We start from the raw sequence: 16,849 nt of genomic DNA on the forward strand, positions 1-16,849 counted from the left end.
AATAGGGTTTTCAATAAATTGGGTTTGGAGAATAGATATGTTTAAACCAAGTAAGCTAGATGATAGAGTCGTTATTATAAGAGCAGTGTTAGGGATTATTTATGGTCTTATTTCCTATTTCCTAGTATATAAACTAAGCATAACTCTTCTAACACTCGATTTATCAAGTACTATATGGGTTCTAGCCGGAATAGTATATGTTGGATCCGCGTTTTATATTCAATATTGGAGTCGTAGTAGAAGCTTATTCTTAGTATTTGTTAGGGGATTACTTACTTTTTATGCTACTTGGCTAGCAATATTTCTTGTCCTATACGATCTCCTAGGTTAATCCTAATTCCTTCTTAATATTTTCAGGAATCCTACCAGTTTTCAAATATTCAACTAATTCGCTTGATAACAATGGTTTGCCATCTATTATAGGGTATCTAAATGGTAATCTAATATAACCATATTCTGTTTCCAAAGTAACTCCATCAATATACTGTATTTTCTCACTTGATTTATTATACCATAATGAATTAACAAAATATACTGCTCCATCAATACTGTATTGTCCATCACCAATATTTCTTCTTTTAACATTTCTTAATCTCTTAGAGAGAAGAGCTTCAGTCCGCTTGCGAGGCGGGTGATCACCCAATATACCTCCTATTATAACATAATCATTTTCGACTAGATCCTTAAAAGATAATTTTTCCTCAGCTGCTGGATCAAGAATTATTATTTTGTTCTCGTCGACATATCCCTGCTTAACTAAATCTATAATACTTTCCTCATAGGTTTTTCCATATTTCTTCATTATCTTATGATATCTTAACGGTAAACTAGTATACCATATATAATCGGATCCATATATAAGTGATGAATGACGGTATTCTAGAAACAACCATATACTAAACTCAGGTTCTAAATGTTCTATTATAATTATTGGTTTTCTCATTTCCTTCACGTTTATTATTTTTGTTTTCTAGTGTATTCATGAATATTTATCATCCATTTGTGCCTTATCTTGTTTCCTTACTAATGTGTTGCATTGTTTTTAGTAGTTTACAAATTATATTTTCTAAATCCCGTTATAAATAATTTAAATGAAATAATGCAATAATGAATTAATGATGGTAAAGTTGATAAAGACTTATATCAATCCAACCCTTAGCGAAGCATTGGAGATCATTAGTAAGGCTGTATCTAGTAAAGAATTAACAATAATTGTTGGCGAGTGTAGTGTTGATTATCAAGGTAGAAGCGAGTCCAGGCTTACACTTGGTGAAAGAGTTATAATTATAAAACAAGATGGAGCCTTTCTAGTGCATAGACCAACAGGTTATTCTCCAGTTAATTGGCAACCCGCAACATCTATTATTGAAACCCGTCTTGATAAAGATAAACTAATTATAATGGCTGTCAGAAGAAAACCGAGAGAAACTATTTGGGTATATCTAACGAGAATATACACTATTATAACTGGTAAACTAGTAGATAACGGCGAATTCATAATGTATATGGATGAACATGAAATAAGAGATATTCTCTATGAACATCCAGAGCTCATTGAGGAAGGTTTAAAGATCATAGAAAAGGAGAAGAAAATAGGTGAAGGCTATGCCGACTTATTCGGTATTGATGCTAGAAACACCCCTGTCATTATTGAGATCAAAAGAGTTACTGCGACGAGAGAAGCTATGCTACAATTATATAACTATGTCCAAACATACCAGAAGCAAACCGGCGTCAAACCCAGAGGAATCCTAGTTGCGCCAACCATTACCTCCTCAGCAATAGAATCAGCTTACAAGCTAGGACTTGAATGGAAAGAAATAAATCTACAGAAAATATGGAAATATAGAAAAAATAAAAACATAAAGCATGGGACGCTATTTGACTTCCTCAAAAACAAAAGATAAACACGTAGATCCAGTTAAGCTATATAATATCACTGCTAGAACATATGATTCACTATATAAAGAAGAACAATATACCAAATATAACTATGTCTTTGAAGAACTTAGACTAGTGCCAGGCAAAAACATCCTCGATATAGGATGTGGAACAGGGCTATTAATTGAATACTTGTTATCTAAAAAACTAGATTTATTTCATAGATACTTATGTATTGACCCAAGTATTGAGATGTTGAAAAAGGCTATTGATAAGTATAGGGATCCAAGAATAATATACATTTTATCATATGCCGAAGATCTAGATTTAATAGATCAATCAATAGATTCGATCTTCATGTTCACAGTATGGGATAATATACATGAAACAAATAAAAAGAGTATACTTAAGAAAATAAAAAATTCACTTACTAAAGAAGGATACGCTATAATTACAACTATACCTAGAAATAAGATATATGATGGGCAGAGATCACCATCCGATCTCGACAATGAATTTAAATATGTTGGTTTTAAAATAGATAACTTCTACATGTATAAAAAATATAGCTAGGACTAGAATGCATCAAAATATTTATTCAGTAAAGCCTTTATATTAGGCATTTGGTTATTGATTTACGAAAGAAAATAACACAGTATTAGGTGTGGGAATAACCATGTCAGTGCCGAAACCCAAAACAGCTACCCCGCTCAAATACTTAAAGAGTGCTGTAAACCAAATAGTTCTAGTTAAGATCAAGGATGGACATGAGTATATAGGAACACTAAATATGGTTGATCATACGATGAACGTTGTACTTAGCAATTGTCAAGAATACGGAGACGATGGAAAACCTATTGCTAGATATGGAAAAGTGCTTATTCGAGGAAGCCACATAGTATTTATAAGCATAAACTATGGACAAGTAGCTCCAGAAATAGCTGTTGGATAGGTGTAGTGTTTTGTCAGAGGAATACCTGCTTAAAGCATACGATATAATGACTCCTGAAATAAGATTCATAGATAAAAATTCTCCTATCAAAGAAGCTGCACTAAGAATGATAAATGAGGGTATTGGGGCATTAATAGTAGTTGATCAAGAAGGACCCATAGGAATCGTAACTAAGAGAGACATTATATGGGGAGTATTATTTGAGAAAAGAGATCCTGAAAAAGAACCTGTCGAGAAAATAATGAGCACTCCATTGATAATGATTGATTCTAGTAGTGACATAGTTCAAATACTAGATTTAATGATTAGAAACAATATATCGCATCTGCCTGTTAGAGAAGGTGATAAAGTAATCGGTATGATAAGTGATATGGATCTATTAGAGGTTTTCAGAGACGTCATAGAGATCGTAAATGCTAGAAGGATCAAAAAATAATGTTATCATCTATTATTGCCCATAATATTCATGAATCAAATTTATATATAGTTTACTTATTCAAGCACACCATTAATCAATAGATATGGAATAGTATAAGCTATTATTATCATTCATAAGTATTAACACATACTTATATTATAAGTTAATCGAGTTATTGTTGAATCAATATGTATTTTAAACAGAACAGGCGAATTTTTTAGTAGTTGAGATACAAGGTGAACTATATGCCTGGGAAAAGTCCTGTAAGACGCTCTATTGGTGCACCTAGAAGAGTGGAAAAACATCGTTGGCTTAGAAGCGATGGTACGCCGAATTTTGAGGATAGAATCTATAAGAGTACCGAAGAATTGGAGATAATAGCTAAAAAACCAGTTAAACAAGCAAGTCCATCGACGCCGTTGCTTGAAGCAGTTGAAGAAATGGCTAAAGGATATAGAAGCTTAGTCATTACTGTTTCCAATAAGATTGCGGGGCTATTATTGTCGACTCATGTCATAAATTATTTGGGCGGGGGAGAATACTTTAAAATAGTTGAGGAAAGACACGGCTACAATATATATTCTGCTCTTCAAGAACCAGTTCAGTCAATTATGGAAAAGAACCCTATTGTAGCATATATTGATGAAAAACTATCAAATATACTTGAAAAAATGGTTATGAATGAGATAGGTATTGTACCAATAGTTCTACGTGATGGAAGAGTTTATGGGATCATAACAGAGCATGATCTAATAAAGTATTTATCGTACAGTATATCTATAGGTGTTAAAGTAGCAGATGTTATGAGCAGCCCCGTAGTAACAATAGAGTCTGGAAGACCTATTAAGGAAGCAATGGAAAAAATAATCAAGTATGGATTCAGAAGAATCCCAGTTGTCGGTGAAAATGTTGTTCTAGGGATAATAACCGCAATGGATATTATAAAATACTTCGGCACACATGAAGCATTCAAAAACACGGTCAGCGGAGATATAAGGGAAGCATTAAAGATCCCGGTAGACGATATCATGGTTAGAGAGCTTGTTATTATAAAACCTGATGACGATCTAGGGTTAGCAGCTCATAAGATGGCTGAGAAAAACGTTGGTTCAGCTCTTGTAGTTAATGATAAAATGGAGCTTTTAGGTATAGTAACAGAACGTGACATACTCTATGCATTATCAATAAAGAAGTAAATATTTATAGGTGATATAAGCATTGAGGCTTGAATCTCTAATAAGAGAAGATATACCCATTGTCGATAAAAATGATTCATTATATCACGCATTTAAACTAATAGAGAAGACCGGCATAGATAAGGTAATAGTGACTGAGAACAGAGTATTGAAGCCGGGAAAAGAAGTAAAAGAACTAGCAGGAATACTAACTAGCAGAGATATAGTTCAAAAAATTGCTACACAAAGAATGAGGCAAACAACTCCTGGCAAACTACACGTTTCAAGCTTTATAAGTATAAATCCAGCATTCATAACCATCGACTCAAGTCTTCTCGATGTTTTCAAGCTAATGGTTGACAAAGGCTATGGTATACTTCCCGTACTAGATAAGGAAGGAAATATTATGGGGGGAATTCTCAGAGATACACTTCTTAGAGTAGCTGAAAAAGATGATACCGAGATTAGACATATAATGGATACAAACCCACTTATCGCTAGAACTACTGATAGAATTCTGAAAATAAGACAAGATATGCTTAGTAATGATATAAGCTTTATGCCAGTAGTTGATGAAAACGATGAATTAGTAGGATATATAACAATATATGAAGTGGCATATTCACTAATGAGATTCCAAGATATTGTACCTGCTAAATACAGGAAGGAGAGGATATCACATTTAATAGTAGAAGATGTAATGAGGTTTAGGCCACCAAAACTGAGAATTATAAATACTGTTTCAGAAGCTGTTATAAGTATTATGAAAAAGAATAGTAGGGGAGCTGTTGTAGTAGATGAGATAGGTAGAATAGCAGGTGTTGTAACTCCTCACATTATATTGAAACATATATATACTAATAAAAAGGAATTAATAGAGGAGCTAAGTTAAACATATTTTGTATGCCCTATATCTTATTAATTTCTTCAAAGGTCTTCAAATTATGTACCGCGATAAAAACGAGAGTGATGAACCAAAATTTATTGTTGACACAATGTTGGGTAATGTAGCTAGATGGCTTCGAATGCTAGGATACGATACTTTATATGATCGAAAATATGAGGATTGGAAAATACTGGATATTGCAAGAAAAGAAGGAAGGATAATTATTACAAGAGATAGAGGACTTCATCATCGAGCGTTAAATAATGGAATTAAAAGTATTTATTTAGACATGGATGAAGTGTCAGAAAGGCTAGCATATATAGCCTATGTTGCGGGTATTAGACTACATATTGATATGGATAAGTCGCGTTGTCCATTATGTAATGGTGAATTAAGAAAGGCTAAGAAAAAAGAAGTGGAAGGCAAAGTTCCTAGGAAAGTATATCTGTTACATGACGATTTCTGGATATGTACACGATGCGGAAAAATATATTGGATAGGATCACATTGGAGGAAAATTGAAGAAATATTGTCTGAGGCAAGAAAAAAATATGAAGCTATAAAAAGAAGTATGGGGAGAAAAATTGTCAGATAAGAAACCAGTTCATCCATCTGAATTAAGCATTAATGATGGTATCTTTCTTGTTAAGCTTGCTCGAAAAGCTGTTGAGGAAAAGCTTCTCCGTGGAGTAAGCATTGAACCACCCAGAGATCTTCCTGAAATATTCTTAAGACCTGGCATGACTTTCACAACAATCGAGACATTGCATCCCGATGGAAAAACAACTCTTAGAGGATGCATAGGATTTCTTGCACCAATATATAGCTTAGTGGAGTCAACTATTAAGTCTGCATTAGAAGCAGCATTTAATGATCCTAGATTTCCCCCTCTAAGACCTGAAGAACTAGATAATATTATATTTGAAGTAACAGTATTATCGGAACCTGAGGAAATAATTGTACGTAATAGATGGGATCTTCCGAATATGATAAAAATAGGTAAGCATGGACTCGTAGTAGAGAAAGGCTGGTTTAAAGGCACATTATTACCTGTTGTCCCCATCGAGTATTGTTGGGATGAAGAAACTTTTCTATCAGAAACATGTATTAAAGCTGGATTACAGCCAGATTGCTGGCTAGATCCATCAGTCCATATATATTCATATGAAGGTAGAGCCTTCCGCGAAAAGCTTCCACGCGGAGAAATATTTGAGAGAGATATGATCAGGGAATACCGTGAAATATGTAGAAGAATGATCAGGTAAAGAGAAGAGCCTAGAATAAAATAAGCAATCGATCATTAATCAATGTTATTAACTAATAATTGGATCATTGTGTAAACGGTATTATTATATATTATAGGGGGATTACAATGGTAATCACAATCAAAGACATTATAAATATACCATATGATAAAGCAGAGAAAACAATAATAGAGTTTATCAAGAACAAGATCGAAGAAGCTAATCTAAAAGGTGCAGTAATAGGTTTAAGTGGTGGAGTGGATTCTTCAGTTACATTGTTATTGACAATGAAGGCTATTGGAATAGAAAGAGTTACAGCTTTGATCATGCCAGATACTAGAGTTACGCCAAAAAGGGATATTGAGGATGCATTATGGCTTGTTAAAAAATATGGTATCAAATACTATGTTATAAGGATTGATGATATAGTTGACTCGTATAGCGCAATGCCGTTCTTTAACATAAACTATAATATACCGACCGGTAATCTTCGTGCAAGAATACGAATGAACATACTATACTACTATGCTAATTTACATAACTACATAGTGGTAGGGACAGGGGATAGAAGCGAAATATTAATTGGATACTTTACCAAGTACGGAGATGGAGGTGTCGACATCTTACCTATAGGATCCCTCTTTAAGACCCAAGTCAGAAAAATGGGTGATTATTTAGGATTGCCGGAGAAAATTACTTCTAAACCCAGTAGCCCAGCCTTATGGCTGGGCCATAAAGCTGAAGAAGAACTTGGAATAAAATATGAAACAATAGACCTAGTTCTCTACGCATTATTCGATAAACACATAGAACCAGAAAAAGTACCTGAACACACAGGGGTAGATCCGTCCATAGTTGCTAAGATACTGGAAATGCATAGAAAAACCAGACATAAAAGACTATCTCCACCAATACCTAGCCTCCCATGGGTTAAAGAACCTATAAGGGAAATATAATAATGTTCACTATCTTTTGGTTACTTTAAATTAATCATTTCTTTTATAGATTATTATAAGATATATTTGTGATTTGAAAATTGCAATAGGATCACCCTGAGATTCTACGTACTCCTTATAAAGGGGACGAAAAACCTAGCGCAGAAAGAATAGAACAAACAAAACAAGACATATGGAATCATATAGTTTATTAGTTGCTCATACTTTATTTTTGAAAATAGTATGTCGGGGAAAATGTTCTTTACTTCCAACTTTATTGTTCAAAAATTCTCGAGGAATAAGGTGATATACATGTCTTTATCATTGTTGTTGTTAACAGATATTCATGATAGAATAAGATATGTGGATAAATTAGTTAAGCATTTACATGATACAAGGATATCTATAGATGCAGTGATAATAGCAGGTGATCTAACATACTTTCGTGGAGTAAAACATGCAATTAAAATATTAGAAGAATTTGCAGTTAAACTAGATAAACCTGTGTATTTTGTGCCTGGAAACTGTGACGATCCTAAATTACTCGATATCGATGAAATAGAGGAATATAAAATATACAATATACATGGTAGAAAACGAATATTTAAAAACTACATGATATATGGTATAGGCGGAAGCAATTTTACACCATTTAATACCCTTATTGAATGGAGCGAAGAAGAAATTGAAAAATTTGTTAATATGGTAATAAATGTGGATAGTAAGCAATTAATAATGGTTACACATATCCCCATATATGGTGTTATGGATAATATTAACGGAGAAAATGTTGGATCACATGTTTTGAGAAAGTTTCTCGACGAGCATGGTGCATTATTATGGGTTACTGGGCATTTACACGAATATAGCGGCTACAAGATCATTAATGAGACTATCATAGTTAATCCAGGACCATTCATGAGAGGATACTATAGTATTGCAAGAATTAATAATAGCACCGTAAATGTTTGGATAAACAATTTCTTAAAGCCCAAATAATTCGGGATAATCATTTATGAAGCTAAGAAGATCTTTAGCAACATATTTAGGATTAATACCTGTTTTCTCTATATCTTCTATAGAATTCACACCCGTTAATACTAATAAGGTATCAGCGCCGCAGTTTATACCTAATAAAATATCAGTATCTAGTCTATCGCCGACTATTAAAACATCTTTTCTACTCAAACCGTTCATCCTCAATGCTAGATCGAGAATCCATGGATTAGGTTTTCCTATGATTGCATCTGGTTTCTTACCTGTTGAAGCTTCTAGAAATGCTACAATACTGCCGGCCCCTGGATCGAGCCGGTTTTCTACCGGAAATGTTTTATCGGTATTAGCAGCTATGAACTTAGCACCATTACGTATCAATTCAGTTGCATATAATAATTTATTATATGTAACAAATCTATCTAAACCAACTAAAACGTGCTGGGCAGGAGTTCCAATAGTTACTGGTAATAATCCAGCCTTTGTGCATTCATAATATAATCCCGCCTCTCCTATAATGAATATATTTGAACCACCATTCTCAACTATATATTGGGCAGCGGCGAATGCTGAATTAATAACATTTTTCTCACTAGCTTTCAATCCATACCTTCTAATTTTGTAGACATATTCTATACGTGATCTTGTAGCATTATTTGATAAATAAATTATTTTCAACCCTGATTTTTCAAGTTTCTTTATTGCTTCAATATTATTCTTCAGAGGCTTTTCGCCACGCCAAACAACCCCGTCTAAATCAATGATAACTCCTTTATACAATTTTTCACACCAGATACTTTGTTTTATTTTGTGTTTTCTCTACAAATTCATCTATTGATCTAGCGAAAATATATAGTCCATTCGGATCGTATAATAGGTCTTCGCAAACTAGGCTACTAATTTTGTTAAACAAACTTATTTTACCATATATGATCCCGTTTGTAGTCTTAACGCATAGTAGGTATTTAGGCTCATTTTTCTCATAGATAATTAGCGAATAATAGTAGCCTTGGTTTTCTTTAACTATTTTTCCATATATATTTCTAAGTTTTTCAACAAGTTGTTCTATGCTCAATTCTGAGAACCCTACCACAATATTGTGGATAATATTTAAATTAATACGTTAATATAAAAAGTCCGGGTTTATACCTGGTATAATGCTTTTTTAACTTCGTCTGGAACATCATCTTCTCTCATAATTTGTGCTTTAAACGGTGGTTTCCTGGTTTTAACCTGTAATACTAGGTATTTTTCGGGATCGTTAATATCGAAACTGTATTTCTCCTTTTTATCTTTCTTTTTTAATCTAATATTTAGAACCCTTACCTTGACATACCAACCATCTTTTCTCTCAACATATATATACTTGCCGTGCTTCAACCCCATTATTTTAGCACCTCTTCGCCATACATACATATATTTTACCTAGTTTAAAATGGGTTTTTTACCTTGTTGCTTCATTTTTCGCTCCACGTATAAAATCTACCGATCATATAATTTACAATGAATCCCAACATTACACCTATAGCAACAGAAAATAGTAGAGGAGCTCCTATAATGCCTGATAATATTGTTACAGATGTTGTTTGTGTTATGAAGCTTCCAATCGATGCAACATGATATTTAAGCCATCGTTTAATACGTGCAAATAATCCTTTACTCAGTTTCAGGTCTCTGAAAGTCCATAGTTCGTGGAGGATGAAATTCCATGTTAAGCTGGTCTCGAAGCCCATAATTGAGGCTATGAAATGGCTTGTGGTCTGATATAAAATACTATATGTTGTTAGAAGGCTGAGCACTTGAGCTACGGTGAGATAGTTTATGAAGAATCCAGATAATCCTACTAGTGCAAACTTTATTATTCGAATAGGCTCTAAAACGGCTAACAATATTTTGCTAGGTAGTCTGCCATATAACATGTAAGTATATATATGTAGTGGAACATCATATACTATTTCAACTACGTGTTTAGCTTTATCTACTATATCGTTGAAAGACTTTATTTTCTCATCCATTAATATATTCTTTGAAATAATAGCTGTAATGCTCAGCTTATTCTTGGTTAGAGATGCTAGGGGATTATGTATTAGTCGACCAAATAAACGTGCTATGAATGATTTGTTTTTTCCAACTATTATGACTAAGTCTGTATTCTCATATTTCCTTGCAATATTCAATATTTCGTCTTTATAGGGATAAAGAATATCTGGAATAATGATTATTTTATCTCCATCAATCTCTCTGGCTCGGCTAAGGATCTCGCTTATTTCTTTCACACTATTATCGCTTCTATAACCTAGTTTATCGCCAACTTTTGTTCTAATCGTTAATAGTTTGTATTTCTTCATCAATGATCACTAATATCTACTGCATGGTTTCGACGCATCCATACAATACTATACAATAATATGCTTACTCATAAATTTAATGATTTAGTAATACACTACATATAATGTAGAAACGAAATATTATGCCGGGATGAAACCATGGCTTCTAATGACTGCGCCGAACTAACCAAGCTTGCCGAAGAAATAAAAAAGTGTCAAAAATGCCCACTACATCTAAGCAGGAAAAACGCTGTTCCAGGCGAGGGTCCCTGCAATGCCGAGATAATGTTTGTTGGCGAAGCTCCCGGTAGTAAAGAAGATGAAATAGGTAGGCCTTTTGTTGGTGCCGCTGGCAAGCTCCTAACCCAGTTACTAGAACTTATTGGGTTGAAGAGGCCAGATGTTTACATCACCAATGTTGTAAAGTGTAGACCGCCAAATAACCGTGATCCAACCCCTGAGGAAATAGAAGCGTGTTCACCGTATTTAATAAGGCAAATAAAAATTATAAAACCAAAAATAATTGTTGCCTTAGGAAGACATTCAGCTAGATTCTTGTTTTCTAGAGCTGGTTTAAAATGGTCAAATATGAAGGCAATGCATGGAAAGGTATTTTCTGCGAGAATAGATGGTGTCGAAGTAAAAATTATGGCTACTTATCACCCAGCGGCAGCCCTATACTCACCGAAGCTTCGTCCCGAACTGGAAAATGATTTCCATGTTCTTGAGCGTCTTATACAGGATATTCATGGAAAATCTGTAACTAAGTATAGAACCATACTTGATTTTCTAAAGTAGGAGGTTTATTTCTTATTTTTCCAATAAGATATCCTATGAGAAACGATCCTATTACTAACGTAATAATAGCTGGTAAAATATCATATCTTAATTCATGCGAAGATACGATCTGAGTATGAATTGTTTTCTCAGATGATAATCTCATATATTGTCTTGTAATCATTAGCTCAAATACTAAGATTGCTAGGTTCATAGACATGAGTACTCCTAGATCATATGTTTTTTCTCCTTCTATAAGATAATCCTTTACAAGCTCGATTGTTGTTAGCATAGTTGGTGCTAAATAGCCTGTTTCCGAAGCTATTAGGTATCCTAATCCATTTATTGTTTTATTAAGATCAATTATCGTTTTAGGAGAAATAAATAGATCAAATAACCCTCTTATTGCTGATAAGTTTTGGTTTAATGTATAGAAATAATATCCTAGATATAGTATTTTCCTAGTATTACTCTGATTACTATTAACTATGGATTTAAAATGTTTGATCGTTAAGTTTCCAATATAATTCATTGATTTTAAGTATGTAAGAGAGATATTGATGTAATCGATTATCCTATCATAATTATCATTAATATTTGCTAAAAAATCTGGATCCGATTTATTTATGAATAGTTTTAACCAATGATTAACTGTTTGCATCCTAGCTAGACTGAGGACATAGTATTCTGTTTTTTGAATTGGATTTGTAACATTATTACCAGCGTAATAATAGAGTTTTGACTGGCTATATCTTATGTATGCGTTGAGGAATACGTCGAAGTTCCATATATTATAGTATTTGTTGAGAAGTAAAGTTTCATAATTCTCGATTATGTCTTTTGTTTTTGTTAAGTTATGCTGAATCCATTCCTTTAACAATGTTGGAATTTTGGGATCGCTTATGGCTTTTCTCGCTAAAATACTTGTATAAATATTTATGTATGCTCTAAACATATATGATGCCGCAGTATAGAAGTCTCCTATTGAGTAGTACTTGTTAGCTAAAAAGTAATATGTTGAACCATTAATGCTATATATGTTTATATTATGTCTTTGCAAGTATTGATCTATGCTTTTCTTTAGATTAATATATGAATAGTTGAAAGCATTTATTAAGTGTTTTATGCAGAGCTTTCCCATAACTTGTATACTAGGTAGAATCTTATCACCACTATAATAATTATATGCATTAAACACATCAATAGCATAGATATATTTTCTCAAACTAAACCTGAAAAACTGGGGAGGACCTATAACATAGTCTAGGCCGTATCTAAGTGCAGCATAATATTTAGCATCAATGCCTGATACATTTCCAACGATAAGATTAGGTGCTACAACACCTGTTGCTCCAATCTTTGGAGAATATTTTATGTTTTTAAATAACCCGATGAATCCTAGTGTGAAAGCTAGTGTGGCACTTGTTCCCTTTAAATCAATTTCTTCTGGAAAAATTATTTTATAATTATATGACTTATAATCTATGCCTGTTACTAATGAGGCTAGTCGGAGAGAATAATATATAGAATACAGAGTATCTTCTCCAATAACACCATTCTTTTCTACAATATCTACTTCTCCGTCTCCTGGAAAATAAGCTTGCAATGTCACATTTACTACAACGCCTACATTACTATCAGTAACAGCTAATAAGTAGGTATTAACTGAGGAAACGAGATACTCACTAGTTGTTTCAGCTATTATGGATGTTTGAGACAAGACAAGTAGTAATAAAAACATAAAAGCAACTATCTTTATTGTTTTATCAATTTTCATTTCTAAAATAACACCTCAGAGTAACACTGATTAATCATTGCGGGACAGCTCATATTTGCCGGGTATCATCATTCAAAAATAAGTATATGTTTTTACAGCTCTTTATACTTATTATACTCGCTTATGATCAACTATTTATTAAACATTAAAAACATACTGTATTATAGGAGGAGGATTAACTATGGCTGCACAGCAGAGCGAACAGCCTAGATACGAAAAAGATATGCCATTTAGAGAACTAGCAGATACTTTTGAGAGGATAGAGATAATTACGTCAAGGACACAAATGACTGTATTACTTGTTAATTTATTCAAGAAGACTCCTCCAGAAATAATTGATAAAGTAGTCTACCTATTACAGGGCAGATTATGGCCTGACTGGAAAGGTTTACCGGAGCTCGGTGTTGGTGAAAAAATGCTTATTAAAGCAATAGCTCTTGCTACGCAGAGCACAGAGTCAGAAGTTGAATCTCTCTATAAATCACTTGGCGATCTAGGAAAAGCAGCTGAGAAGCTTAAAGCTATATATGAAGAGAAATTGAAGAAGGGTGCTATGTCTATTCTCGCATTTGTGCCTGTTAAAAGAGAATTAACTGTGAGCCAAGTTTATGAGACATTATCGCGTGTAGCATTAGCAACAGGAGAAGGTAGTAGGGATATTAAATTAAAACTATTAGCTGGTCTATTATCGGATGCTTCTCCTAAGGAGGCAAAATATATCATTAGATTTGTCGAAGGACGCTTAAGGCTTGGTATAGGAGACGCTACTATAATGGATGCATTAGCAATAGTCTATGGTGGAGGAGCACATGCTAGACCCATTGTTGAGAGAGCTTATAATCTCAGAGCCGATCTAGGGCATATCGCAAAGATACTTGCAACTCAAGGCTTAAACGCCTTAAAAGGTATTAAGCCACAGGTAGGAATACCTATTAGGCCAATGCTTGCTGAGAGACTAAATAATCCAGTCGAGATACTGAAAAAAGTTGGTGGAATCGCGTTTGTCGAATATAAATATGATGGTGAAAGAGCACAAATCCATAAATTGGGAGATAAAATATGGATTTACTCCCGTAGATTAGAGAATATTACTCATCAATATCCTGACGTAGTCGATTATGCGAGAAAATATATTAAGGCAAATGAAGCAATTGTTGAAGGCGAAATAGTAGCATACGATCCAGATACAGGAGAGCTTAGACCTTTCCAGGAATTAATGCATAGAAAAAGGAAACATGACATACATATTGCTATAAAAGAGGTTCCAGTAAAGGTGTACCTATTTGATCTATTATATGTTGACGGAGAAGATTATACTCTAAAACCTTTACCTGAGAGACGCGCTAAGCTAGTGGAAATAATAGAGCAAACAGAAACATTCCAGATCGCAGAATATATTAGAACAAATAATCCAGACGAGTTAGAGAAGTTCTTTCTCAAAGCAATAGAGGATGGCGCTGAAGGCGTAATGATTAAAGCCTTACATAAAAACGCTATTTATCAAGCTGGAACTCGTGGATGGCTATGGATCAAGTATAAGAGAGACTATAAGAGCGAAATGATCGATACAGTAGACTTAGTTGTTATAGGAGCATTTTATGGTAGAGGCCGTAGAGGAGGAAAATACGGCGCATTATTAATGGCATCTTATAATCCCGATAAAGACGTTTTCGAATCAGTATGCAAGGTGGGTAGTGGGTTCAAAGACGAAGATATAGATAAGCTACCGGAAATGTTGAAGCCATACATAATAGAGCATAAGCATCCAAGAGTGGTAGCACGCATGAAGCCTGACGTATGGGTTACACCTGCATTAGTAGCAGAGATCATAGGTGCAGAACTAACTTTATCACCTCTCCATACATGCTGTCTAGACATTATAAAGCCTGGAGTGGGAATATCCATTAGATTCCCAAGGTTTATACGGTGGAGACCGGATAAGGGACCAGAAGATGCTACTACCAGCCAAGAGCTTCTAGAAATGTATAAAAGACAACTAAAGAAATTATCTGAATAATCATTATAGAATAACATAGCTTGTTAGGATCAAAATAGTGAAAATAAGAGAGGTAAGTATATATGCCGATAATTACAGTGTTTGTTGGACCAGCAGGTTCAGGAAAAACAACTCTCGTAAAAACCTATTCTGAATGGCTTAGGAGAACATTATTTATGCATGTAGCAATAGTCAATCTTGATCCCGGTGTTGAAGAATTACCTTACAAGCCATTATTCGATATTCGTGAATGGTTCACACTACGAGATATTATGCGTAAATATAGATTAGGCCCTAATGGAGCATTTCTTAAAGCATCCGAAATGCTTATTTCAAAAATAAATGATCTCTTTAAACATACACCATTTAATGATATCACAAAATGGGATATGATCCTTATAGACACTCCTGGTCAAATGGAGGCTTTCATATTTAGACCTGTAAGTACGGTTTTCTTCAAAATTTTGACAAAGATATCTAACCCTGTTGTAGTGTTTGTTATTGATGCTTCAGCAATAGAAACATTATCGGATGCTGTAACACTATGGTTTCTGGGGGTTCTAACTCAAGCAAAGCTTGGATTGACCGTTGTTCCAGTAATTAATAAGATCGATATTGCTGGTAGTAACGAACTTGCACGGTTAATCGTTGAAGAGCCGGAGAAATTAGCTGAGATGGCTAAGCACTATAGTGAAGAAGGATTATTATCGGAGGTTGTACCGGAACTTGTAAGTATTGCTCTCAAAACCAAGGGTGCCTATAGACCAGTAATGGTTTCAGCTAAAAAAACTAATACAATGGAGGATTTACATTATTTGGTTCATGAAGCTTTCTGTACATGCGGAGATCTTACATGATCTCTGCGAAAATATTTTGAAGTCAACACTCTTTTATTTATGACATTATAATATTATATAATACTTGATATAGGGTGGTTATGTGGTATTTGGAACTTTAACATCTATATTATTAATTATAGGAGGAATAATAACTGCATTAGTCGGTAAATTCTTATTAAGACTTGTAGTAGGCGTAGCATCTGGAGGATTATTGGCTTATCTAATAGTTAAACTTGTCATGTTAATGAATGGAGGAGTATTGGCGGCCGTGATTTTAGGGGTGTTAGGTTTCATTATAGGATTCTTTATAGGATGGTTTATTATTAAACTAGCTCTATCAATTATCAGCGGTATAGCTATAGGTATAGTGATAGCGAGTTTTCTGGGCTTCATTAGTAATATAGGATTACTATTATTGACCGTTATAATAGCTATCGGTATCTCTTACTTATTATCGGAAAAAATAATTTCGCTCATAGTAATATTGGCTGGTATTGCTATGGTTTATCTAGGATTATTAGCATTTGTATCCCCAATGATAGCAGCAGGGATCACTATAGTTTTATTAATACTTATATTAATCGTGAAGTTTAAGAAGTAATTTCATAAAATAAAATCTTTATAGATAAACTAATCATAGTAAAGTAGG

The 16,849-nt window shown here is 33.8% G+C and carries 21 protein-coding genes; 15 read left to right on the plus strand and 6 right to left on the minus strand.

Going from position 1 to position 16,849, the window contains the following annotated elements; genetic code table 11:
- Positions 1 to 37: 37 nt before the first annotated feature.
- Positions 38 to 331 (plus strand): hypothetical protein, encoded by a 294-nt coding sequence (locus tag SMAR_RS06770; protein WP_011839582.1) that lies wholly within the window; start codon positions 38 to 40, stop codon positions 329 to 331.
- Here the strand turns inward: SMAR_RS06770 and SMAR_RS06775 are convergent.
- Positions 323 to 943 carry an SAM-dependent methyltransferase gene (locus SMAR_RS06775; RefSeq protein ID WP_011839583.1) on the minus strand — a complete coding sequence of 207 codons (621 nt, stop codon included), beginning with the start codon at positions 941 to 943 and terminating at the stop codon, positions 323 to 325. The two genes, SMAR_RS06770 and SMAR_RS06775, sit on opposite strands and share 9 nt — an antisense overlap.
- 175 nt (positions 944 to 1,118) lie before the next feature.
- Between SMAR_RS06775 and nucS the strand changes: the two genes are divergently transcribed.
- From nucS to SMAR_RS06825, 10 genes are all read left to right on the plus strand, one after another.
- A complete protein-coding gene (gene nucS / locus SMAR_RS06780; RefSeq protein WP_148676771.1) occupies positions 1,119 to 1,907 on the plus strand; it encodes an endonuclease NucS in 789 nt (262 codons plus the stop codon).
- A complete protein-coding gene (locus tag SMAR_RS06785; RefSeq protein WP_011839585.1) occupies positions 1,882 to 2,454 on the plus strand; it encodes a class I SAM-dependent methyltransferase in 573 nt (190 codons plus the stop codon). Before nucS ends, SMAR_RS06785 begins: the two co-directional genes overlap by 26 nt.
- Positions 2,455 to 2,557: 103 nt before the next feature.
- Complete coding sequence (locus SMAR_RS06790; protein WP_011839589.1) at positions 2,558 to 2,833, plus strand: U6 snRNA-associated Sm-like protein LSm6; 276 nt, start codon at positions 2,558 to 2,560, stop codon at positions 2,831 to 2,833.
- A 10-nt stretch (positions 2,834 to 2,843) separates the two neighbouring features.
- Positions 2,844 to 3,269: a CBS domain-containing protein gene (locus tag SMAR_RS06795; RefSeq protein ID WP_011839590.1), complete on the plus strand. Its 426-nt coding sequence runs from the start codon at positions 2,844 to 2,846 to the stop codon at positions 3,267 to 3,269.
- Between the two features lie 227 nt (positions 3,270 to 3,496).
- A complete protein-coding gene (locus SMAR_RS06800) occupies positions 3,497 to 4,447 on the plus strand; it encodes a CBS domain-containing protein (RefSeq protein WP_011839591.1) in 951 nt (316 codons plus the stop codon).
- A gap of 22 nt (positions 4,448 to 4,469) precedes the next feature.
- A complete protein-coding gene (locus tag SMAR_RS06805) occupies positions 4,470 to 5,318 on the plus strand; it encodes a CBS domain-containing protein (RefSeq protein ID WP_011839592.1) in 849 nt (282 codons plus the stop codon).
- A gap of 52 nt (positions 5,319 to 5,370) precedes the next feature.
- Positions 5,371 to 5,907 (plus strand): DUF5615 family PIN-like protein, encoded by a 537-nt coding sequence (locus SMAR_RS06810; RefSeq protein ID WP_011839593.1) that lies wholly within the window; start codon positions 5,371 to 5,373, stop codon positions 5,905 to 5,907.
- The gene (locus SMAR_RS06815) at positions 5,897 to 6,577 is read left to right on the plus strand and encodes a TIGR00296 family protein (RefSeq protein WP_011839594.1); all 681 of its coding nucleotides are present in this window, start codon (positions 5,897 to 5,899) and stop codon (positions 6,575 to 6,577) included. Before SMAR_RS06810 ends, SMAR_RS06815 begins: the two co-directional genes overlap by 11 nt.
- A gap of 107 nt (positions 6,578 to 6,684) precedes the next feature.
- The gene (locus SMAR_RS06820) at positions 6,685 to 7,512 is read left to right on the plus strand and encodes an NAD+ synthase (protein WP_011839595.1); all 828 of its coding nucleotides are present in this window, start codon (positions 6,685 to 6,687) and stop codon (positions 7,510 to 7,512) included.
- Between the two features lie 291 nt (positions 7,513 to 7,803).
- On the plus strand, positions 7,804 to 8,490 hold the full coding sequence (locus SMAR_RS06825) for a metallophosphoesterase (RefSeq protein WP_011839596.1): 687 nt from the start codon (positions 7,804 to 7,806) through the stop codon (positions 8,488 to 8,490).
- Here the strand turns inward: SMAR_RS06825 and SMAR_RS06830 are convergent.
- The 4 genes from SMAR_RS06830 to SMAR_RS06845 form a co-directional block, all read right to left on the minus strand.
- Positions 8,476 to 9,264, minus strand: coding sequence for an HAD-IIA family hydrolase (locus SMAR_RS06830; protein ID WP_011839597.1), 789 nt, complete (start codon positions 9,262 to 9,264; stop codon positions 8,476 to 8,478). The genes SMAR_RS06825 and SMAR_RS06830 overlap by 15 nt on opposite strands.
- Positions 9,265 to 9,268: 4 nt before the next feature.
- Positions 9,269 to 9,559: a hypothetical protein gene (locus SMAR_RS06835; RefSeq protein WP_011839598.1), complete on the minus strand. Its 291-nt coding sequence runs from the start codon at positions 9,557 to 9,559 to the stop codon at positions 9,269 to 9,271.
- 68 nt (positions 9,560 to 9,627) lie between these two features.
- The gene (locus SMAR_RS06840) at positions 9,628 to 9,900 is read right to left on the minus strand and encodes a DUF5622 domain-containing protein (protein WP_011839599.1); all 273 of its coding nucleotides are present in this window, start codon (positions 9,898 to 9,900) and stop codon (positions 9,628 to 9,630) included.
- A 41-nt stretch (positions 9,901 to 9,941) separates the two neighbouring features.
- A complete protein-coding gene (locus SMAR_RS06845; protein WP_011839600.1) occupies positions 9,942 to 10,832 on the minus strand; it encodes a GtrA family protein in 891 nt (296 codons plus the stop codon).
- A 138-nt stretch (positions 10,833 to 10,970) separates the two neighbouring features.
- Between SMAR_RS06845 and udg the strand changes: the two genes are divergently transcribed.
- Positions 10,971 to 11,609: a type-4 uracil-DNA glycosylase gene (gene udg, locus SMAR_RS06850; RefSeq protein ID WP_011839601.1), complete on the plus strand. Its 639-nt coding sequence runs from the start codon at positions 10,971 to 10,973 to the stop codon at positions 11,607 to 11,609.
- On the opposite strand, the gene SMAR_RS06855 is transcribed toward udg, so the two are convergent.
- Positions 11,575 to 13,365 carry a hypothetical protein gene (locus SMAR_RS06855; RefSeq protein WP_011839602.1) on the minus strand — a complete coding sequence of 597 codons (1,791 nt, stop codon included), beginning with the start codon at positions 13,363 to 13,365 and terminating at the stop codon, positions 11,575 to 11,577. The genes udg and SMAR_RS06855 overlap by 35 nt on opposite strands.
- Before the next feature lie 223 nt (positions 13,366 to 13,588).
- On the opposite strand from SMAR_RS06855, the gene SMAR_RS06860 reads away from it, so the two are divergent.
- The 3 genes from SMAR_RS06860 (at position 13,589) to SMAR_RS06870 (ending at position 16,801) form a co-directional block, all read left to right on the plus strand.
- Positions 13,589 to 15,382: an ATP-dependent DNA ligase gene (locus SMAR_RS06860; RefSeq protein ID WP_244372521.1), complete on the plus strand. Its 1,794-nt coding sequence runs from the start codon at positions 13,589 to 13,591 to the stop codon at positions 15,380 to 15,382.
- A 62-nt stretch (positions 15,383 to 15,444) separates the two neighbouring features.
- Complete coding sequence (locus SMAR_RS06865) at positions 15,445 to 16,218, plus strand: ATP/GTP-binding protein (protein ID WP_011839604.1); 774 nt, start codon at positions 15,445 to 15,447, stop codon at positions 16,216 to 16,218.
- 82 nt (positions 16,219 to 16,300) lie between these two features.
- Positions 16,301 to 16,801, plus strand: a complete 501-nt coding sequence (locus SMAR_RS06870; RefSeq protein ID WP_011839605.1) for a hypothetical protein — start codon at positions 16,301 to 16,303, stop codon at positions 16,799 to 16,801.
- Positions 16,802 to 16,849: the final 48 nt, after the last annotated feature.

Source organism: Staphylothermus marinus F1, assembly GCF_000015945.1.
GTDB classification, from domain to species: Archaea; Thermoproteota; Thermoprotei_A; order Sulfolobales; family Desulfurococcaceae; genus Staphylothermus; species Staphylothermus marinus.